At 50.2% G+C, this 18,793-nt stretch carries 20 protein-coding genes; 12 read left to right on the forward strand and 8 right to left on the reverse strand.

Features of this window, described 5'->3' with window-relative positions; translation table 11 throughout:
• Nucleotides 1-119: 119 nt before the first annotated feature.
• Nucleotides 120-1,202 (forward strand): glycosyltransferase, encoded by a 1,083-nt coding sequence (locus tag LH22_RS02745; RefSeq protein WP_038644055.1) that lies wholly within the window; start codon nt 120-122, stop codon nt 1,200-1,202.
• 35 nt (nt 1,203-1,237) lie between these two features.
• On the opposite strand, the gene tdh is transcribed toward LH22_RS02745, so the two are convergent.
• Nucleotides 1,238-2,266 (reverse strand): L-threonine 3-dehydrogenase, encoded by a 1,029-nt coding sequence (gene tdh / locus LH22_RS02750; protein WP_038644056.1) that lies wholly within the window; start codon nt 2,264-2,266, stop codon nt 1,238-1,240.
• A complete protein-coding gene (locus tag LH22_RS02755; protein ID WP_038644058.1) occupies nt 2,263-3,471 on the reverse strand; it encodes a glycine C-acetyltransferase in 1,209 nt (402 codons plus the stop codon). The genes tdh and LH22_RS02755 overlap by 4 nt, the downstream gene beginning before the upstream one ends.
• Before the next feature lie 231 nt (nt 3,472-3,702).
• Here LH22_RS02755 and rfaD point away from each other — a divergent pair, with 231 nt between their 5' ends.
• The 5 genes from rfaD to LH22_RS02780 are packed head-to-tail and all read left to right on the forward strand — an operon-like array spanning nt 3,703 to nt 8,705.
• Nucleotides 3,703-4,635, forward strand: a complete 933-nt coding sequence (rfaD, locus tag LH22_RS02760; RefSeq protein ID WP_038644059.1) for an ADP-glyceromanno-heptose 6-epimerase — start codon at nt 3,703-3,705, stop codon at nt 4,633-4,635.
• 17 nt (nt 4,636-4,652) lie between these two features.
• Nucleotides 4,653-5,696: an ADP-heptose--LPS heptosyltransferase RfaF gene (rfaF, locus tag LH22_RS02765; RefSeq protein WP_038644061.1), complete on the forward strand. Its 1,044-nt coding sequence runs from the start codon at nt 4,653-4,655 to the stop codon at nt 5,694-5,696.
• Between the two features lie 2 nt (nt 5,697-5,698).
• Nucleotides 5,699-6,661 (forward strand): lipopolysaccharide heptosyltransferase RfaC, encoded by a 963-nt coding sequence (rfaC, locus tag LH22_RS02770; RefSeq protein ID WP_038644062.1) that lies wholly within the window; start codon nt 5,699-5,701, stop codon nt 6,659-6,661.
• Nucleotides 6,662-7,570, forward strand: a complete 909-nt coding sequence (locus tag LH22_RS02775) for a hypothetical protein (protein ID WP_038644063.1) — start codon at nt 6,662-6,664, stop codon at nt 7,568-7,570.
• Complete coding sequence (locus tag LH22_RS02780) at nt 7,548-8,705, forward strand: O-antigen ligase family protein (protein ID WP_052059342.1); 1,158 nt, start codon at nt 7,548-7,550, stop codon at nt 8,703-8,705. The genes LH22_RS02775 and LH22_RS02780 overlap by 23 nt, the downstream gene beginning before the upstream one ends.
• A gap of 43 nt (nt 8,706-8,748) precedes the next feature.
• Here the strand turns inward: LH22_RS02780 and LH22_RS02785 are convergent, their stop codons facing one another.
• The 3 genes from LH22_RS02785 to envC form a co-directional block, all read right to left on the reverse strand.
• Nucleotides 8,749-9,828 (reverse strand): glycosyltransferase family 9 protein, encoded by a 1,080-nt coding sequence (locus LH22_RS02785; RefSeq protein WP_038644064.1) that lies wholly within the window; start codon nt 9,826-9,828, stop codon nt 8,749-8,751.
• Between the two features lie 129 nt (nt 9,829-9,957).
• Nucleotides 9,958-10,857, reverse strand: coding sequence for a divergent polysaccharide deacetylase family protein (locus tag LH22_RS02790; protein WP_038649794.1), 900 nt, complete (start codon nt 10,855-10,857; stop codon nt 9,958-9,960).
• A 3-nt stretch (nt 10,858-10,860) separates the two neighbouring features.
• Nucleotides 10,861-12,162 carry a murein hydrolase activator EnvC gene (gene envC, locus LH22_RS02795; RefSeq protein ID WP_038644065.1) on the reverse strand — a complete coding sequence of 434 codons (1,302 nt, stop codon included), beginning with the start codon at nt 12,160-12,162 and terminating at the stop codon, nt 10,861-10,863.
• A gap of 249 nt (nt 12,163-12,411) precedes the next feature.
• Between envC and LH22_RS02800 the strand changes: the two genes are divergently transcribed.
• From LH22_RS02800 to cysE, 5 genes are all read left to right on the forward strand, one after another.
• Nucleotides 12,412-12,843 carry a rhodanese-like domain-containing protein gene (locus tag LH22_RS02800; RefSeq protein ID WP_034823789.1) on the forward strand — a complete coding sequence of 144 codons (432 nt, stop codon included), beginning with the start codon at nt 12,412-12,414 and terminating at the stop codon, nt 12,841-12,843.
• A gap of 17 nt (nt 12,844-12,860) precedes the next feature.
• The gene (gene grxC, locus LH22_RS02805; RefSeq protein ID WP_007885328.1) at nt 12,861-13,115 is read left to right on the forward strand and encodes a glutaredoxin 3; all 255 of its coding nucleotides are present in this window, start codon (nt 12,861-12,863) and stop codon (nt 13,113-13,115) included.
• Between the two features lie 39 nt (nt 13,116-13,154).
• Entirely contained in the window at nt 13,155-13,619 is a 465-nt protein-coding gene (gene secB / locus LH22_RS02810) for a protein-export chaperone SecB (RefSeq protein WP_034823785.1), read from the forward strand.
• Complete coding sequence (gene gpsA, locus LH22_RS02815; RefSeq protein ID WP_038644068.1) at nt 13,619-14,638, forward strand: NAD(P)H-dependent glycerol-3-phosphate dehydrogenase; 1,020 nt, start codon at nt 13,619-13,621, stop codon at nt 14,636-14,638. Before secB ends, gpsA begins: the two co-directional genes overlap by 1 nt.
• A 67-nt stretch (nt 14,639-14,705) precedes the next feature.
• The gene (gene cysE, locus LH22_RS02820) at nt 14,706-15,521 is read left to right on the forward strand and encodes a serine O-acetyltransferase (RefSeq protein ID WP_034823780.1); all 816 of its coding nucleotides are present in this window, start codon (nt 14,706-14,708) and stop codon (nt 15,519-15,521) included.
• Here cysE and trmL read toward each other — a convergent pair.
• Genes trmL through cpxR form a run of 3 tightly spaced genes read right to left on the reverse strand, consistent with a single transcriptional unit; the run spans nt 15,518 to nt 18,098 of the window.
• Nucleotides 15,518-15,991, reverse strand: coding sequence for a tRNA (uridine(34)/cytosine(34)/5-carboxymethylaminomethyluridine(34)-2'-O)-methyltransferase TrmL (gene trmL, locus LH22_RS02825; RefSeq protein WP_038644069.1), 474 nt, complete (start codon nt 15,989-15,991; stop codon nt 15,518-15,520). The two genes, cysE and trmL, sit on opposite strands and share 4 nt — an antisense overlap.
• A gap of 35 nt (nt 15,992-16,026) precedes the next feature.
• Nucleotides 16,027-17,403 (reverse strand): envelope stress sensor histidine kinase CpxA, encoded by a 1,377-nt coding sequence (cpxA, locus tag LH22_RS02830; RefSeq protein WP_034823776.1) that lies wholly within the window; start codon nt 17,401-17,403, stop codon nt 16,027-16,029.
• Nucleotides 17,400-18,098, reverse strand: coding sequence for an envelope stress response regulator transcription factor CpxR (cpxR, locus tag LH22_RS02835; protein ID WP_007885339.1), 699 nt, complete (start codon nt 18,096-18,098; stop codon nt 17,400-17,402). The genes cpxA and cpxR overlap by 4 nt, the downstream gene beginning before the upstream one ends.
• 150 nt (nt 18,099-18,248) lie before the next feature.
• Between cpxR and cpxP the strand changes: the two genes are divergently transcribed.
• Nucleotides 18,249-18,761, forward strand: a complete 513-nt coding sequence (cpxP, locus tag LH22_RS02840) for a cell-envelope stress modulator CpxP (RefSeq protein WP_038644071.1) — start codon at nt 18,249-18,251, stop codon at nt 18,759-18,761.
• Nucleotides 18,762-18,793: the final 32 nt, after the last annotated feature.

Raw genomic sequence — 18,793 nt, forward strand, 5'->3', positions numbered from 1 at the left:
CCCGGGCAGGAAACAGGCGAAAAGCACGAAGGATCTGCGCTACTATCCTGGCCAGGACTGCAGGCAATCACATGTTATTTCATTCAGACAGGTAGAATATTTTGTCAAAACGCATACTCATGGTGATAGATGGATTGCCGGGCGGCGGCGCTGAAAAAGTGGTTCTGACGCTGGTCACCGGTATGCTGGCACAGGGGCACCGTGTATCACTGTTTTCCCTGCGAAAAGTGTGCGAATACCCCTTGCCGCAGGGAGTGGATTATCAGGTCATTCTGGACACCAATCGTCGACCCTGGCGCAAACTCACCGAGCTGAGTCGTCGGGCCCGTTTGCTGGACGCAGCAATACAACAGGCGGAGAAAACGGCAGGTGAATTTGATCTTGTGGTGTCTCATCTGCACAAAACCGACCGTATTGTGCGTCGAAGTCGCGCGCTGGATGCGAAGAAAACCTGGTTCTGCCTGCATGGCGTGTTTTCAGCCTCCTATCTTGGGCATCGCACCGGATTATCACGCTGGTTAAAGGCGCGTAAAATCCAGCAGGTTTATCAGGGGCGTAACGTGGTCGGCGTTTCACCCGCCGTGCTGGAGGATTTGAAAGAGGCCTTTGCTGTGAAGCTCACAGGCGAAGCGGTGATTGGCAATCCGTTCGATATTGCACTGATTCGGCAGTTGGCAGCAGAGCCCGCTGAAGTGCCTGAGTCTGGTTTTCTGGTGCATGTCGGGCGCTTCCACCAAACTAAACGGCATGACCGCCTGTTAAAGGCTTACGCATTAAGCAATATTCAATTGCCGTTGGTGTTATTGGGGCAGGGATCGGCACAGCGTAAAGCCGCTTTAGAAGCCCAGGCACAAGCGCTAGGGATTGCCGATCGTGTTATTTTCCAGGGCTTTACACAAAACCCTTATGCATGGATCAGCCGGGCGACAATGTTGATCGTCAGTTCGGATAGCGAGGGTTTTGGTAATGTGCTGATCGAAGCCGTATTGTGTGGCACGCCTGTCGTCAGTACGCGTTGTCCGGGTGGCCCGATGTGGCTGTTGCAAGGTGATTTAGCGCGCGGCCTGGCGGATCTCAATCCTGAATCGCTGGCAGCAGCAATGTGTGACATTTATCAGCGCCCGCCGTTGTTAGCAGCGGATGCCTTTGCCGAATTTGATACGGAGGCAATCTGTCAGCAATATCTGGCGCTGATTAAGTGAATCCATGGGAGGCCCAAAAGCCTCCCTGTGAATCCTTAATCCCAGCTCAATACCACTTTTCCTGAACGCCCGGATCGCATCTCGTCAAATCCCTGCTGGAATTCATCGATGTGGTAGCGATGTGTGATGATAGGCGTTAAATCGAGGCCGGATTGAATCAACGCTGCCATTTTGTACCAGGTTTCAAACATCTCGCGGCCATAGATGCCTTTGATGAACAGTCCTTTGAAGATCACCAGATTCCAATCGATCGCCATCTCGCCCGGCGGAATGCCCAGTAGAGCGATTCGCCCACCATGGTTCATCACCTCCAGCAGGGTGCGAAACGCGGGAGGCGCGCCAGACATCTCCAGCCCGACATCGAAACCTTCGGTCATACCCAGCTCAGCCATCACATCGCGCAGATTTTCCTGCGCCACATTGACGGCGCGTGTCACACCCATCTGGCGTGCCAGACCGAGGCGATATTCATTGATATCGGTGATGACCACATTGCGTGCGCCTACATGTTTGCACACCGCTGCAGCCATAATACCAATGGGGCCAGCGCCAGAGATCAGCACATCCTCGCCGACCAGATCAAACGAGAGCGCGGTATGCACGGCGTTGCCAAAGGGATCGAAAATCGCTGCCAGCTCGTCAGAGATATTGTCGGGAATCTTGAAAGCGTTAAATGCAGGGATGACCAGATACTCAGCAAAACAGCCCTGACGATTGACGCCGACACCCACGGTATTGCGGCACAAGTGAGTGCGACCGGCGCGGCAATTTCGGCAGTGACCGCAGGTGATATGACCTTCGCCGGACACACGATCGCCAAGGGCAAAGCCTCTTACCTCTTCGCCCATACCGACGACTTCGCCGACATATTCATGGCCAGTGATCATTGGAACGGGAATGGTTTTACGCGACCAATCATCCCAGTTGTAAATGTGAACATCGGTGCCGCAAATTGCGGTTTTACGAATTTTAATCAGCAGGTCGTTGTGACCAGGTTCCGGAATCGGTGCATCCTTCACCATCCAGATACCTTCTTCGGCTTTGAGTTTGGCCAATGCTTTCATCGTTCTGCTCCTGCGATCACGCCCAACTGTCGGCCAATGCGAGTGAAGGCGGCAACGGCATGTTCCAGTTGTGCCTGCGTATGACCTGCAGATATCTGAGTGCGGATGCGTGCCTGACCTTGCGGCACCACCGGATAAAAGAAGCCTGTGACGTAGATGCCCTCTTTTTGCAGCAGGCTGGCAAACTGCTGAGCCACTTTTGCATCGCCAAGCATCACCGGAATGATGGCGTGGTCAGCACCCGCCAGCGTAAAGCCGGCTGCGGTCATCTTCTCGCGGAAGAATCGGGCGTTATCCCAAAGGCGCTGGCGTAACCCATCGCCTTCACTGAGCAGGTCTAACACCCGCAGCGAGGCGGCGACGATGGTAGGTGCCAGGGAGTTGGAAAATAGGTAAGGGCGTGAACGCTGGCGTAGCCATTCAATCACCTCTTTTTTCGCAGCCACATAGCCACCGGAAGCACCACCTAGCGCTTTGCCTAATGTGCCAGTCAGGATATCTACGCGATCCATTACGCCGCAGTATTCATGGGTGCCACGCCCAGTTGCACCGACAAAACCGACCGCATGGGAATCATCAATCATCACCAATGCGTCAAATTCGTCGGCCAAATCGCAAATGCCTTGCAGATTGGCAATCACGCCATCCATCGAGAACACACCGTCTGTGGCGATCAGAATATGGCGTGTACCTTTATCACGCGCTTCCTCTAACCGAGCACGTAACTCAGACATATCGTTGTTGGCATAGCGATAGCGCTGGGCTTTACACAGGCGTACGCCATCGATAATTGAGGCATGATTGAGTGCATCAGAGATGATGGCATCTTCCGCACTGAGCAGTGTTTCAAACAGACCGCCATTGGCATCGAAGCAAGAGGAAAATAGGATGGCATCTTCCATGCCGAGAAAGGCCGCCAGCTTTTGTTCCAACTGCTGATGGATATCTTGTGTGCCGCAGATAAAGCGCACGGATGCCATGCCGAAGCCGTGGGAATCCATGCCTTCTTTGGCGGCCTGAATAAGTGCGGGGTGATTCGCCAGACCGAGATAGTTGTTGGCGCAGAAGTTAATCACCGGAGGACTATTAGCGACATGGATCTCAGCCTGCTGCGCCGACGTGATGGTACGTTCTTGTTTGAACAATCCATCGCTACGTGTTGTCTCAAGCTGTTGACGGATTTGCGAATAAAACTGACTGGACATGATTCTGCTCCTCAGATAGCAAAATTTTGGCACATATTACTGATCAGGACGCATCGTGCCGACATTTCCGCCAGAGAAATCTTCGTTTTGCAGCATAGTTCACGCGATGGATGCAAATTGTGCAGCGGTTACGGAGTCATCTGGCTGCCTGCCGCGGGCTGAAATGTTATGATGTTAGGCATTCGTGCGTGAAACCTCCTGTTTCACCCCAACTGTTTAAAGGCAAAGCATATGATTATCGTAACCGGTGGCGCTGGCATGATTGGCAGCAACATTGTTAAAGCGCTGAACGATCGCGGTCTTACCGATATTCTGGTGGTGGATAATCTGAAAGATGGCACCAAATTCGTGAATCTCGCAGATCTGGATATCGCAGACTACATGGACAAAGAAGAGTTCCTCTCTTACATCATGTCCGGCGAAGATCTGGGTCCAATCGAAGCGGTATTCCATGAAGGTGCCTGCTCGGCGACCACAGAGTGGGATGGCAAGTACATGATGGATAACAACTATCAGTACTCGAAAGACTTGCTGCATTTCTGCCTGGAACGCGAAATTCCTTTCCTTTACGCCTCTTCAGCGGCCACTTACGGTGGCCGCAATGAAAACTTCATTGAAGAGCGCCAGTACGAGCAGCCGCTGAACGTCTATGGCTACTCGAAAATGCTCTTCGACCACTACGTGCGTCAGATTATGCCGGAAGCCGATTCTCCAGTGTGTGGGTTCCGCTATTTCAACGTTTACGGCCCACGCGAAGGTCACAAAGGCGGTATGGCGAGTGTGGCTTTCCACCTCAATACTCAGATCAGCAATGGTGAAAATCCAAAGCTGTTTGAAGGTAGCGACGATTTCCGCCGCGATTTCATCCATGTTGACGATGTTGTTGCGGTAAACCTGTGGTGCTGGGAAAACGGTGTATCTGGCATCTACAACTGTGGTACAGGCCGTGCGGAGTCCTTCCAGGAAGTCGCCGATGCAGTGCTGAAGTTCCATCAGCAAGGCCAGATCGAATACATCCCGTTCCCTGAGAAACTGAAAGGCCGCTATCAGGCATTCACTCAGGCGGACCTGACCAATCTGCGCGCAGCGGGTTATGACAAGCCATTCAAAACCGTTGCTCAGGGTGTGGGTGAATACATGACCTGGCTCAATCGTAAAGCATAAGGAAACCGGCACCAGCGATGAAAATTCTGGTCATTGGCCCTTCCTGGGTCGGCGATATGATGATGTCGCAAAGTCTCTATCGCACGCTCAAGGCTGAGCACCCGGATGCGGTCATTGATGTGATGGCACCGGCATGGTGTCGGCCACTGCTGTCACGGATGCCGGAAGTCAATCAAGCGCTGGCGATGCCACTGGGCCATGGTGCTTTGGCACTGGGTGAAAGGCGGCGTTTAGGGAAATCCCTTCAGGCCAGCGGTTATGACCGTGCTTATGTGCTGCCGAATTCGTTCAAATCAGCACTGGTGCCGTTCTTTGCAGGTATTAAGCGCCGTGTCGGCTGGCGCGGTGAGATGCGCTATGGCGTGTTGAACGATGTGCGTGTGCTGGATAAAGCCGCGTTTCCGCTGATGGTGGAGCGCTATGTTGCACTGGGCTACGACAAACCCATCGCCTCCGCTCAACAGTTGCCGCAGCCATTACTGTGGCCACAGTTGCGTGTCGATGAAGACGAGAAGCGCATGACGGCAGCGCAGTTTTCTTTGTCGGCCGATCGTCCTGCTATAGGGTTCTGCCCTGGTGCCGAATTTGGTCCAGCGAAACGCTGGCCGCACTATCATTACGCTGCGCTTGCTGAACAACTGATTGGCGAAGGGTACCAGGTGGTGTTGTTCGGTTCCGCGAAAGATCGCGAAACCGGTGACACTATCGTTCAAACGTTATCGGAATCAGCGCGGGTACACTGCAAAAATCTGGCCGGCGATACGCAATTAGAACAAGCGGTAATCTTAATCGCACATTGTGCGGCTATCGTCAGTAATGATTCCGGGTTGATGCACATTGCCGCCGCACTGAACCGTCCTTTGGTCGCCTTGTATGGCCCAAGTAGCCCGGATTTCACACCACCGCTGTCTCATCAGGCGCGCGTAATTCGTTTAATCTCCGGCTATCACAAAGTACGCAAAGGTGATGCCGAAGAGGGTTATCACCAAAGTCTCATTGATATTCAGCCGGCTCGAGTTCATCAGGAACTCAGCACGCTGCTGCATTTGGTGCAGGAGTAGCCATGCACGTTTTGATTGTAAAAACCTCCTCAATGGGGGACGTGCTGCACACCTTACCGGCGCTCACAGATGCGATGCAGGCTATTCCCGGCATTCGTTTTGATTGGGTTGTCGAAGAGAATTTTGCACAGATCCCCAGTTGGCATCCGGCAGTGGATAAAGTGCTGCCGGTGGCGATTCGTCGCTGGCGTAAACATTGGTTTGGCAGTCAGCAGCGCGAAGAGCGCGTCTTGTTCAAACGTGAGCTGCAATCGCGCCAGTATGATGTGGTGATTGATGCCCAGGGGTTGATCAAAAGCGCTGCGCTGGTGACGCGCCTGGCTAAAGGCGTTAAGCATGGACAAGACAGCCGCAGCGCGCGGGAACCCTTTGCCAGCTGGTGGTATGACAAACGCCATGAAATTAATAAACAGCAACACGCGGTTGAACGCACACGTGAGCTATTTGCGAAAAGCCTGGATTATGCGAAACCGGAGACCCAGGGTGATTATGCCATTGCGGGACATTTCCTTTCCACGCTGCCCAACGATGCGCATCAATACCTGGTGTTTCTGCACGCGACCACCCGCGATAACAAACATTGGCCAGAGTCGCACTGGCGCGAACTTATTGAACGGGTACAGCCGACGGGTCTGCGGGTGAAACTGCCGTGGGGTGCTGAACATGAGCATCAGCGTGCATTAAGAATGGCGGAAGGTTTTGACCACGTTGAGGTGCTACCAAAATTAGCGCTGGAACAAGTGGCACAGCAGTTGGCGGGGGCACGCGCTGTCGTTTCGGTCGACACGGGTTTGAGTCACTTGACCGCCGCGCTGGACCGCCCGAATATTACGCTGTTTGGTCCAACTGATCCGGGGCTGATTGGGGGGTATGGGAAGAATCAGCATGAGCTACGCGGTGCAGGTGGCACAATGCAGGCGATATCCGCCGTGAGCGTAATGGAAAAATTGCGGGAATTGCTTTGAATGGGATCAATATTTAAACAAATCTATCGTTATACCCATGAACGAGCTTATCGGCACAATGAAAATTTTTGGCCTCATATCAGAATTCAACGTGGAGCAGAAGACCATATTGAACGGCTAGTCTGGCGAAAAAATGAAATAAAAATTGAAGCATTAGATTCATTACGTAAAACCGTTACCAATGATATGACGATACTGGCAACGGGCCCGTCAGTGAATGATCTCGATTTTGAATTACTTTCAGAAACGACATTTATTGGTGTTAATGGCGCTTATCACCTACGAGATAAAGTCGTATTTTCATATTATGTTATTGTCGATCGCGGTTTTGTTGAGAACCGTTTTGATATTGTCGGAAAAGTACTGGACGACCCTGAGTTGACGCTCTTTACAACAGTTCATTGCCTCAATGATATGTTGAATTGCGTTGGAGTCGATAAGATAAAGTGTCGTTTGGCTATTATTGAAGATCTGAGTTATAAGATATTTCGAAAATCAGTAGTACCTGCTGAGTATGCTTTGAATTTCAATGATAATAAAGGATTGTCAGTCTATCCGACCGATCCATTATCAGGTTTTTCATGGGATATCCGACAAGGTATTTTTGATGCGGGAACAGTGGCCTATTGGGCGTTGCAAATAGCCGTATGGCTCAGCTCAAATCGTATACTGTTAGCAGGGGTTGATATGAATAATTTTTCATCCCCACGGTTTTATGAAAATGAAAATAATAAGCAGAAAAGCTTTTTAGGGGAAAACTTTAATCAAGTGATAAAGCCCGCATTCTTGAATGCCAGCAGCGAGCTTAATCATGCAGGGATAAAAGTTTACAATTTGTCTATGAATAGTGGACTGACAGAGGAAATTTTCGAGAAGGCGACGCCAGATGTCATTTTTAAAAAAAACTGAAAGTTTAGAAGTTATTGCATCTATTTCTTTTATGGCATTTTTATTTCTAATGACCATATTTACAGGTGTTGGAAAAGTAAATAATTTATTTCATCTGTCGATTACAGCGATGATGATATTTTTGTTTGTCCAGCGAAAAAAGCTTAGTCTTTCCGAGCCATATCCCTGGAAGTCAATAGGCGTTATTGCACTATTCCTCATTTATTACAGTATTACGAACTTATGGACAAGTGTTCCAGAGAATATAATTTCAACTCTGAAGCATACCGGTTATCTTCTTTTTTTCGTTTGTATGTTTGATTACTGTATTAAGCGTTATGGTTTGCTGAAGGTTTATGGTTGCATTTTTTCCGGATGTTTTATTGTCCTTGTTTTGACATTTATGTTGGTAGACAAGAACACGCTACTGACTAATAGACTTGAAAACGGTTTTTTTGCCGCACCAAAGAATGTCATTGATCTCGGCGGATATTTTGCTCTTGGTATTTTAAGCGCACTGATTATTGCTCGTGAGTCAGGCAGGCATTGGATTTACATACCTGCATCGTTGCTCTTTATTGGCTTGATATTGACGCAAAGTCGAGGTCCGTTATTGGCTTTAATAGTTTCTTTAGCTATTTTACTTGCTAAATATAAACATGTTCACCTTAAACATGTTTTGTATATCATGATTTCAATTGCTACTATTTTATTATTCTTCTACTTTACCGATTATGGCAGTGATTTTTATGCACGCATTGTTTCCTCTTATGCCCAGAGTTTTATCAGATTTGGAATCTGGAATCATGCCATTTCAGATGCAATGATTCATCCCTATTTCGGTTGGGGGTTTGATAAGCAGCTGATATTCGTAAACAGTATTGGTCAACATGTTATAACCACACACAGTATTTATATATCGGCTTTCTTAAAAGGCGGTGTGGTGGGTGTGCTATTTATGGCATCTCTCATCCTGGTTGGCTTGTATCATGCGTATAGAAAGTATCATCAAGGCATGGGGTTAGAAGCCTCAATTTATCTCTTCTCTTTGATGTTTTTTGTTACTCAGGGGATGTTTGTGATTGGTGGACCTGGAGAAACATGGGTATTATTCTGGTTGCCATTAGCGATAGTTTTGTCATCCCGTAAGGCCTAGATAAAAACCACTACCAGATCGCTTGCTATCTGGTAGTGTAATTTTAGACTGAAATATTTTTCATCATCACGTTATAAACCTGATCAACGCTTATTTTTCTTAATGGGTAATGCGGATCATCATTAGATTCAGGTTCAATTCTGATAGTCTGATGAATGTGCAAATCCTGATAAGGTCCTGTATGTCTGGGATTAGCACTGACATAAAGACTCACTGTCGGCGTTTCTGCCGTGATAGCAATATGTAGTGGTCCGGTGTCACCTGTGATCAACACATCAAGGTTTTTAATTATCTGTAAGAGTTCAGGTAGGCGAGTCTTACCAATATAAGAGTGAACCCTTGAATGGTATTTATTTTTTAATAAATCAAAGAATGATTTTTCAATATTTTTATCCTGGGCGGCACCAGTCAATACTATTTTTGCATCTTTGTGATTTTCTAAAATACGCTCTGCTAGTTCAGAAAAATGTTCAACTGGCCAGCAACGGTTTTTCCCGGACGCCCCCATTTGAAAGCCAATTACAGGTCGATAGTTTTCACGTGCTACAGAGTGAATTGCAATGGGAAATTGCATTCTGATGTCTGTTGTATTGCATCCAAGAATACTAATCAGGTCGAGTTTGCGCTGAATAATATGAACATCTGTTGCCGATGAATAATGATCTATCCAGTGATTAAAGACAGTGTTGTCACTTCTGAAATTATCTCTGATAATGTATTTTGAGCCAGACAGGCGTGCGCAGAGAATGTCATAGCCTAATGTCGAATGCAGTAGCACAGTCATATCAGGTTTGAATTTTCTCATTCTCCTGATTACGCGATGGGAATGAACTATTTTATTATCCCAAATGACTATTTCATCAAACCATTGACTTTTTTCAACGAGATCACGGTTTTTATCACTGGATACCAGCATGAGCCTGGCCTCTGGATAGCGATGCTTTATGGCTTTGATCGCAGGAGTATTAAAAAGTAGATCTCCTAATGCGGTCGTTGAGAAAATAACAATGCGCTTAAACTCATGATTTGAGCTTAGCGGTGTCTTGTTTTTGTCAATCTGGCTCAGTCTGGCATGTAAACTGAGTACGTTATTGATGACGTTTATTTTCCAAAGCTTTTTCATTATTCCAATTCACCCTAAGAACCTGGCAAATTTGACATCAGTCGCGGGAATTAATTTCGTAATGATAACGAAAAAAACGTTAGCCCCGAATGGGACTAACGCTAATTTTCAAAAACGTTGATGATTGGGTTAAAAAAGTAAACCTAACTGATTGATTAACTTACTACCTGCCACATTTTCAATCACTATTTCAACGGCTCGACTTTGCGGCACGGGTGTCAGTGGTTTACTGACCTTACACACGCCTGGAGCACGGAATTTCGGTCCCGGAGATTTATCGGTTGTCGGCGGTGTTTTACCCTGATGCACAGGCTCATTCAGCAACTGACTCGGGCGTACCAGCGTAATATCGGCTGGCAGTGATGGCAGCATCTGTTGCAGCACACGAACGGTGGTGGGATGCGGATGACCAATCGCAATGGCATAACCATCGCGCTGTGCCAGTTTTACGGCACGGGTAAACTGTTCACGGATCGCTGCTTCATTCTGGCTATCATCAAGGAATACCCGGCGTTTCAGCACTTTAACATGCGTACCTTGCGCTGCGGGAACGGACTGGCTATTACCAATCGTCATGCTATCGAGAAAGTAGTAATTGTACTGATTTAGCACTTGCATCACTTTCTGCATGCCGGGCAGGCTAGAGGTCATTTTGCTGCCCATATGGTTATTCAAACCTACGGCGAAAGGCACTTTACCCGAGGCATCCCGCACAATGCGTGCGATCTCTTCACTGCTCATCTCTGGGGTTAAGGTATCTTTTTCCAACGGTTGTTTACTGAGTGGTGCCATTGGCAAGTGAATCAACACCTCATGACCGCCCTGATGTGCTTTTGTCGCCATCTCACGAGCATGAGGTGCATTCGGCAGTACAGCGACCGAAATCGCAGCGGGCATTTGCAGCACTTTATTCTCTTCAACCGGACGATAACCGAAGTCATCAATCACAATTGAGAGTTTACCTGCCTGAGCCGATAGTGTGAAAAACAGTGCGCAGAACGCAATTGAGAGCTTTTGAGGCTGAAACAACACTTATCTTCCTAACCACGGTAGTGGATTGACGGCCTGTCCCTGACGTCGGATTTCAAAGTAGAGCGAAGGCGTCCCGCGGCCGCCACTGGTACCCACAAGGGCGATAGGCTGTCCTGCCTTCACCTGAGTACCCACGCTCACCAGCGCACTTTGGTTGTAGCCATAAAGACTCATATCGCCTTTACCATGTTCCAATACCACAACCAGACCGTAGCCTTGCAGCCAGTCGGCCATCAGTACGCGTCCATCGGCGATGGCTTTCACTTCGGTGCCTTCTGGTGCATCAATCACCAGACCTTTCCAGCGCAGCTCACCCTGCATGGATTCACCGAAGCGGTGTTCAATACGTCCCTTCACCGGCCACACCGCCTGCCCACCAGGCTTACCGAGGCCACCGGTGCGTGCCATCAACTCACGTTCGCTTTGTGTGGGTTGATAGCTTGATCCCTTGGCTTTTGCCTGCGCCTGACGCTGGCGTACTTTTTCTGCCTCGCGTGCTTCACGTTCGGCACGCTCACGCGCTTCGCGTTCGGCTTTGGCAATTTTATCCTGCAGACGGCTTTCGTTTTCTCGCATCTCAACCAAATCGGCCTGATCTTTTTCCAGCGAGCTTTCCAGTACCGTCAGGGTTTTCTTGCGTGCCGCACTGGCGGTTTCCAGTTTGGCCTGCTGCGACTGCTGTTGGGCTAACAGGGATTTTTGTTGTTCCTGCTTACCTTGCAATGCCTGCCGCTGCTCGGCCAACTGTTGCTGAGTTTGTTTGAGATCGTCGATGTTTTTCTGGCGTGCAGCATTAAGGTAGCCGAAATAGGCAAGAATGCGTTCACTGCGCTGTGCTTCTTCACCGCCCAGCAGCAGCTGTAACCCATTATGCTGGCCTTGTCGGAAAGCCGCATCCAATTGCTGAGCCAGCAGTTTTTCCTGCTGAGCCTGCTGTTTTTCCAGACGAGAAATGGAGGTGGTAATTTGCGTGATTTCACCGTCGAGCGCGGTCAAACTATTGCGAGTTTCCCGAAGCTGCCGGCTGGCTTGCGCAATCACTTTTTCCTGACTTTGCAGTTGATCGAGAAGTTTGCTGCGCTGTAGTTTCTGCGCTTTAACGCTTTTCTCTTTGTCAGCGATATCCTGCTGAATGGACTTGAGCTGAGTTTTACTGTCATCCGCACTGTGCGCGTAAACGGGCAATAACAGTGCGCCCGCGCAGAGCAAGCTCAGGGAGATTTCGGACCAGCGAAATAACAACGGATGCGCTGGGCCGTTGTGACAGGTCCTTGTGTGTGTAACGGTCGCTTTTCCCTTCATAGTCGATAATTATTCCACGATGAACAGCCGCTTACCAGTTATCCCGGGCGGGTTTTGCTTTACGAAAGATGTCGGTGCCGAGCTTAGCGGCATAAACCTTGACTCAATTTTGCGATTAGAACACTTTTTTTGGAAAATGACGCACAAATCGTAACTCTGCCCGCTTCGCGACTGTACATGCTAAGTGGCGCAGGTATACTCAGAACCCTTGTTTTAGCTTATTAGCCCGGTCTGGAGTCGTTACCCCTCATGCAAGAAATTATGCAGTTTGCAAGCAATCACACCATCCTTAGTCTGGCATGGGTTGTTTTACTCGTTCTGGTGATTGTGACCACCGTTAAAGGAATGTTCTCTAAGGTAAAAACCATCAGCCGTGGTGAAGCAACCCACCTGATCAACAAAGAGGATGCGGTGGTTGTAGACGTGCGTTCGCGCGATGATTATCGCAAAGGGCACATTTCAGGTGCGGTGAATATTGCAGCGGCTGACATCAAAAAAGGGAGCTTTGCCGAACTGGAAAAGCACAAGTCCCAGCCCATAATTGTGGTATGTGCCACTGGTCAGAGCGCAGGTGAGTCAGCCGCTAAATTGAGCGCTGAAGGTTTTGAAAAAGTCTCCGTGCTGAAAGATGGCGTGAGCGGCTGGAGTGGTGAGAATCTGCCGCTGGTACGCGGTAAATAATTCCCAGAGGTAACCGCATGGCTAATGTTGAGATTTACACCAAAGTCACATGCCCTTATTGCCACCGGGCAAAAGCATTGTTGGATCAGAAAGGTGTTTCGTTCCAGGAGATTCCTATTGATGGGAACGCGGCGAAACGTGAAGAGATGATTCAGCGAAGCGGGCGTACGACAGTTCCCCAGATTTTTATTGATGCGCAGCACATTGGTGGCTGTGACGATCTTTACGCGCTGGATGGGCGTCAGGGACTGGATCCCTTACTCCAGGCATAATTTTTCGGTCAGACAATTTAACTCACAGGATTTAGTAACATGTCAGAACATAGCACAAACGAAATGCAGTTCCAGATTCAACGTGTTTATACCAAAGATGTTTCTTACGAAGCGCCAAACGCGCCTCAGGTTTTCCAGAAAGAGTGGGAACCGGAAGTGAAACTGGATCTGGACACCGCTTCATCTCAGCTGGCTGATGAAGTCTATGAAGTTGTTCTGCGCGTTACCGTGACAGCAACCGTTGGTGAAGACACCGCATTCCTGTGCGAAGTTCAGCAGGCGGGTATCTTCACCATCGGCGGTATCGAAGGCACTCAGATGGCACATTGCCTCGGTGCATACTGCCCGAACATTCTGTTCCCGTATGCACGTGAATGCATCACCAGCCTCGTGTCTCGTGGTACTTTCCCTCAGCTCAATCTGGCGCCAGTTAACTTTGATGCCCTGTTCATGAACTATCTGCAGCAGCAAGGTGAAGGCGAAGCGCCACGTCAGGATGCCTGATGAATACCCTCAACGCTTCGATTAGCGTCATCGGTGCCGGCTCGTACGGCACCGCATTGGCCATTACGTTGGCTCGTAACGGCCATCCGGTTCTGCTTTGGGGCCACAATCCGCACAGTGTGGCACAGCTCCAGGCTGACCGATGTAATGCCGCTTTCCTGCCTGATGTACCTTTCCCTGACAATCTTGTTCCTGAAGCCGATTTGGCAACGGTGGTGAGTGCCAGTCGTGATCTGTTGGTGGTGGTACCCAGCCACGTGTTTGGTGATGTTCTCACCCAACTGAAGCCGCATCTGCGTGCAGATTCCCGAATTGTCTGGGCAACCAAAGGCCTCGAAAAAGAAACTGGCCGGCTTTTGCAGGATGTTGCGCGTGAAATCCTCGGCGATCAAATTCCGCTGGCCGTGGTTTCCGGCCCAACTTTCGCGAAAGAGCTTGCAGCGGGCCTGCCTACAGCGATAGCGCTGGCTGCCACTGACGCACAGTTCGCTGAAGATCTGCAGCAAAAACTGCATTGCGGTAAAAGCTTCCGCGTGTACAACAATCCAGACTTCATCGGCGTGCAATTGGGTGGCGCGGTGAAAAACGTGATTGCGATTGGTGCCGGTATTTCTGATGGCATCGGTTTTGGTGCCAACGCACGTACCGCGTTAATCACACGTGGATTAACGGAGATGAGCCGCCTCGGTGCTGCACTGGGTGCCGATCCCACCACCTTTATGGGCATGGCGGGGCTGGGCGATTTAGTACTGACCTGTACCGATAATCAATCCCGTAATCGTCGTTTTGGCATGATGCTGGGACAAGGCGAGAGCGTGGATGAGGCACAGCGCATTATCGGACAAGTTGTAGAAGGGTATCGAAACACCAAAGAAGTCAAAGCATTGGCGGCGAGAATGGGTGTTGAAATGCCCATTACCGAGCAGATTTATCAGGTACTGTATTGCGAAAAATCGGCGCGAGAGGCAGCATTGAGTTTACTTGGCCGTGCAAGGAAGGACGAAAACAGCCAAAGCTGAAGCAGGATGCTCAGCTAAATCACCTGCAGCGCCTCTCAGGCGCTTTTTTTATCGGGAGCACAGAGCAATGTCGTCAGAAGAGTTAGAACTGGTCTGGAACAACATCAAAGCTGAAGCCAGAGCGCTGGCTGATTGTGAACCCATGCTGGCCAGCTTTTATCACGCGACTTTGCTCAAGCACGAAAATCTTGGCAGCGCACTAAGCTACATGCTGGCGAACAAACTCGCCAACCCGATCATGCCAGCTATTGCGGTACGTGAAATCGTTGAGGAAGCGTATCGCGAAGATCCAGAGATGATTGTCTCTGCAGCTTACGATATTCAAGCCGTGCGCCAGCGCGATCCTGCCGTTGATAAGTATTCAACGCCATTGCTGTATCTGAAAGGCTTCCATGCATTACAGGCTTATCGCATCGGCCACTGGCTCTGGAAAGAGGGCCGCCGCGCGTTAGCCGTCTATTTGCAGAACGAAATATCCGTCTCCTTTGCAGTGGATATTCACCCAGCAGCTCGTATTGGTCGCGGCATCATGCTCGATCATGCTACCGGTATCGTGATTGGTGAAACCGCCGTAGTAGAAAATGACGTGTCGATTTTGCAGTCGGTAACGCTTGGTGGTACCGGAAAAACCAGCGGCGATCGCCATCCGAAAATCCGTGAAGGTGTGATGATTGGCGCAGGTGCCAAGATTCTCGGTAACATAGAAGTGGGGCGCGGCGCGAAAATTGGCGCGGGTTCGGTGGTACTACAACCGGTGCCGCCGCATACCACGGCAGCCGGTGTACCTGCGCGTATCGTTGGCAAACCCACCAGCGATAAACCTTCGATGGATATGGACCAACTCTTCAACGGCGCGGGCTTTGAGTACGGCGACGGAATTTAGCTCTTGATCAGCGCGCCAGCATAATCAAGCTGGCGCCACGCTTCATAAACCACCACAGATACCGCATTCGACAGATTCATACTGCGACTTTCAGCCATCATCGGGATGCGGATCTTCTGCTCTGCTGGCAGCGCGTTCAGTATCTCTGCCGGCAAACCACGGCTCTCAGGACCAAACAACAAATAATCCCCTTTCCGATAGCTCACAGCGCTATGGGCAGGTGTACCTTTGGTGGTGAGTGCAAACAGGCGCTGTGGTGTTTCAGACTCGATAAACGCAGAGTAATTGGCGTGTTTTTTGAGTGAGGTGTATTCGTGGTAATCGAGCCCGGCGCGGCGCAGACGCTTGTCATCCCAGGCAAAGCCCAGCGGCTCAATCAGATGCAACTGGAAGCCTGTATTGGCACACAAGCGGATGATATTGCCAGTATTTGGCGGGATTTCAGGTTCAAATAAAACGATGTTCAGCATAAGGCCCCCGGAAACGAGGGCCGAAGCATAGCAAATTATTGACGAGCGGAGTACAGCGGCAACCAGAGCGTAAGCCGCAGACCCCCTAATGGGCTGTCATCGGCTTTCACCCAACCGCGATGCTGTTGCACGGCTGTTTCCACAATTGCCAGTCCGAGACCGGTGCCACCAGATTCACGGTCGCGTGCTTCATCCGTGCGATAGAAGGGGCGGAAAATCTGCTCGCGATCTTCAGCGCTGACGCCTGGGCCATCGTCATCAACGTGAACGGTAATACCCTGAATATCCACCGAGAAGCTCACACTGATATGCGTGTGGGAATAACGCAGCGCATTACGCACGATGTTTTCCAGTGCGCTCTCCAGGGCATGCGGGTTGCCGTACAGTGGCCACGGACCTGGCGGATACGGCACATCCATGGTTTTACCCATCTGCTCGGCTTCGAATTTGGCATCTTCCAGTACACCGTTCCACAGCTGGTTCGCCTTCATCGCTTCACTGACTAAGGCATTTTTATGCTGAGTGCGTGAGAGCACCAGCAAGTCGTTAATCATGCCATCAAGCCGCTGGGCTTCCGTTTCGATACGCTGAAGTTCTTTACCTTCACCATTGCGACGGCGCAGTAGGGCAGTAGCCAATTGCAAACGTGTCAGTGGCGTGCGTAATTCATGACTGATATCGGATAACAAACGCTGCTGTGCGGTCATCATGCGTTCAAGTGCGCTCACCATTTGGTTGAAACTTGAACCTGCTGCCAGAAACTCCTGTGGACCAGATTCCAGTTCAGGATGCTGGCGTAAGTTTCCGCTCGCCACTTCATCGGCAGCATGTTTCAGTTTACGCGCAGGACGCGCTAGGCTCCACGCCAGCCATAACAGCAGCGGCGAGCTAATCAGCATGGTCACAATCAGCAGCAATAACGGACGGTCAAACAGTAGATTGACGAAGTCCAGTTGAGAACTGGTGGCGGGGCGGATCAGGTAGAGCTGATAGTTATCTTCACCATCCTGCACGGCGAACGGGCCCACCATCTCCACACGACCATACTTTTTCTTCTGCGGATGATCGGCATTATCAGACTGGCCGATAAAGTTACGAATCACCTGCATTTCATTATGCTGCGCCCCGATCACCCGGCCTTCGCTGGTCACCAATAACAAGCGTTGGCCGGGTGGGGCCCATTTGTCGATGGCGCGAAAGAGCCTGCGCCACCACATCAGGTCGTTAGGGGGATCTTGCGATAACTCAGCTTCAACATGCTGTTCAATCATGGTGCCCTGGCGTTGCTCACTTTCCAGCAGTGCGGTCATCTGGCGTGAGTCGAGTTTGGGCACCATCAAAACCAGCATCAACACCAGCGCCAGGGTGAGCCAGAAAATGGCGAAGATGCGGGTGGTCAAACTTCCAATCATGATGCCGAAACCATCAGATAGCCGCGTCCGCGTAGCGTTTTAAACCACGGATGACCATCACGACGTTCCGGCAATTTACGACGCAGGTTTGAAATGTGCATATCAATCGCGCGGTCAAACGGCGTCAGGCGTTTACCCAGCACTTCCTGGCTGAGGTGCTCACGCGACACGACCTGACCTAAGTGCTGTGCCAGCAAATAGAGCAGCGTGAATTCCGTGCCCGTCAGATCCAGCGTTTCACTATCGAAGCTGGCTTCCTGGCGGCCTGGGTTGAGGCGCAGGCAATCCACTTCCAGCGTGGGTGAACTATTGTCATGCTGCTGTTGTTGTTCGCTCCAGTTTGAACGGCGCAAAATAGCCCGAATGCGCGCCACCAGTTCACGGTCATTAAACGGTTTTGGTAGATAGTCATCCGCGCCCAGCTCAAGGCCAAGAACACGATCCAACTCACTACCGCGAGCGGTCAGCATAATGACCGGAGTTTGGTGCTGTTGTCGTAATTCTTTCAACGTATCAATACCGTTCTTCTTCGGCATCATGACGTCGAGTAATAACAAGTCAACGGTGTTATCCAGCAGGTTAAGCGCCTGCTCGCCATCGCTGGCGACAATCACCTCAAAACCTTCCATCTCAAGCAGTTCTTTAAGCAGCGAAGTTAATTCGCGGTCGTCATCAACCAACAGGATTTTATTCATTTTTTGTTGCCCTCCGCAGGCAAAATACCGTGTTCCTTGACTTGCAATCCAACGCTTTACGTAGTTTTACACCCCCTGACGGATGTTTGCAGCTATCGCCGTACACTAGCTCTCGTTGAATCGCAAAACGGAACGAACTGGGAGTAAACGATGCGCTACTTAACCGCCGTCGTCATTGCCTCAGCGATGGTTCTCAGTCACGCCAGCGCAGAAGCAGCAGACACGACGACGATTGACGAGATGCATCATAACGGCGGATTGACGACAGGCAGTATGACGCAAAATCCGCAAAGCCACATGTTCGATGGCATTGAGCTGACTGAACAACAGCGGCAACAGATGCGAGACCTGATGCAGCAAGCACGACATGAGCGCCCGGTTATGAGCGTTCAGGATATTGAAACTATGCATGACCTTGTCATTGCAGACAAATTTAACGAATCGGCTATCCGACAGCAGGCAGAGAAACAAGCCCGCGCGCAGATTGAACTGCAAGTTGAGATGGCTCGGGTTCGCAACCAGATGTATCACCTGCTAACGCCTGCACAGCAAGCGACATTGCAGAAGAATTATGAGCGGCGACTTAACGATATGCGTCAGCTCTCAGGATTGCAGCCATCATCACCGCTGCATGCAGTGAGTAGTACCAGCAGTAACCAGTAACATAGTATCCCTGTTTTCCTTGCCATAGACAC

The organism is Pantoea rwandensis (genome assembly GCF_000759475.1).
Taxonomy (GTDB): domain Bacteria; phylum Pseudomonadota; class Gammaproteobacteria; order Enterobacterales; family Enterobacteriaceae; genus Pantoea; species Pantoea rwandensis_B.

Excerpts from the sequence above, each read along its gene's own strand:
- cpxR (WP_007885339.1), bottom strand. The coding sequence starts at position 18,098 with ATGAATAAAATCCTGTTGGTTGATGACGACCGCGAATTAACTTCGCTG.
- rfaC (WP_038644062.1), top strand. The coding sequence starts at position 5,699 with ATGCACGTTTTGATTGTAAAAACCTCCTCAATGGGGGACGTGCTGCAC.
- envC (WP_038644065.1), bottom strand. The coding sequence starts at position 12,162 with ATGAAGGGAAAAGCGACCGTTACACACACAAGGACCTGTCACAACGGC.
- tdh (WP_038644056.1), bottom strand. The coding sequence starts at position 2,266 with ATGAAAGCATTGGCCAAACTCAAAGCCGAAGAAGGTATCTGGATGGTG.
- gpsA (WP_038644068.1), top strand. The coding sequence starts at position 13,619 with ATGAATACCCTCAACGCTTCGATTAGCGTCATCGGTGCCGGCTCGTAC.
- cysE (WP_034823780.1), top strand. The coding sequence starts at position 14,706 with ATGTCGTCAGAAGAGTTAGAACTGGTCTGGAACAACATCAAAGCTGAA.
- LH22_RS02755 (WP_038644058.1), bottom strand. The coding sequence starts at position 3,471 with ATGTCCAGTCAGTTTTATTCGCAAATCCGTCAACAGCTTGAGACAACA.
- secB (WP_034823785.1), top strand. The coding sequence starts at position 13,155 with ATGTCAGAACATAGCACAAACGAAATGCAGTTCCAGATTCAACGTGTT.
- rfaF (WP_038644061.1), top strand. The coding sequence starts at position 4,653 with ATGAAAATTCTGGTCATTGGCCCTTCCTGGGTCGGCGATATGATGATG.
- LH22_RS02785 (WP_038644064.1), bottom strand. The coding sequence starts at position 9,828 with ATGAAAAAGCTTTGGAAAATAAACGTCATCAATAACGTACTCAGTTTA.
- LH22_RS02775 (WP_038644063.1), top strand. The coding sequence starts at position 6,662 with ATGGGATCAATATTTAAACAAATCTATCGTTATACCCATGAACGAGCT.
- trmL (WP_038644069.1), bottom strand. The coding sequence starts at position 15,991 with ATGCTGAACATCGTTTTATTTGAACCTGAAATCCCGCCAAATACTGGC.
- LH22_RS02800 (WP_034823789.1), top strand. The coding sequence starts at position 12,412 with ATGCAAGAAATTATGCAGTTTGCAAGCAATCACACCATCCTTAGTCTG.
- grxC (WP_007885328.1), top strand. The coding sequence starts at position 12,861 with ATGGCTAATGTTGAGATTTACACCAAAGTCACATGCCCTTATTGCCAC.
- LH22_RS02780 (WP_052059342.1), top strand. The coding sequence starts at position 7,548 with ATGTCATTTTTAAAAAAAACTGAAAGTTTAGAAGTTATTGCATCTATT.
- cpxA (WP_034823776.1), bottom strand. The coding sequence starts at position 17,403 with ATGATTGGAAGTTTGACCACCCGCATCTTCGCCATTTTCTGGCTCACC.
- rfaD (WP_038644059.1), top strand. The coding sequence starts at position 3,703 with ATGATTATCGTAACCGGTGGCGCTGGCATGATTGGCAGCAACATTGTT.
- cpxP (WP_038644071.1), top strand. The coding sequence starts at position 18,249 with ATGCGCTACTTAACCGCCGTCGTCATTGCCTCAGCGATGGTTCTCAGT.
- LH22_RS02745 (WP_038644055.1), top strand. The coding sequence starts at position 120 with ATGGTGATAGATGGATTGCCGGGCGGCGGCGCTGAAAAAGTGGTTCTG.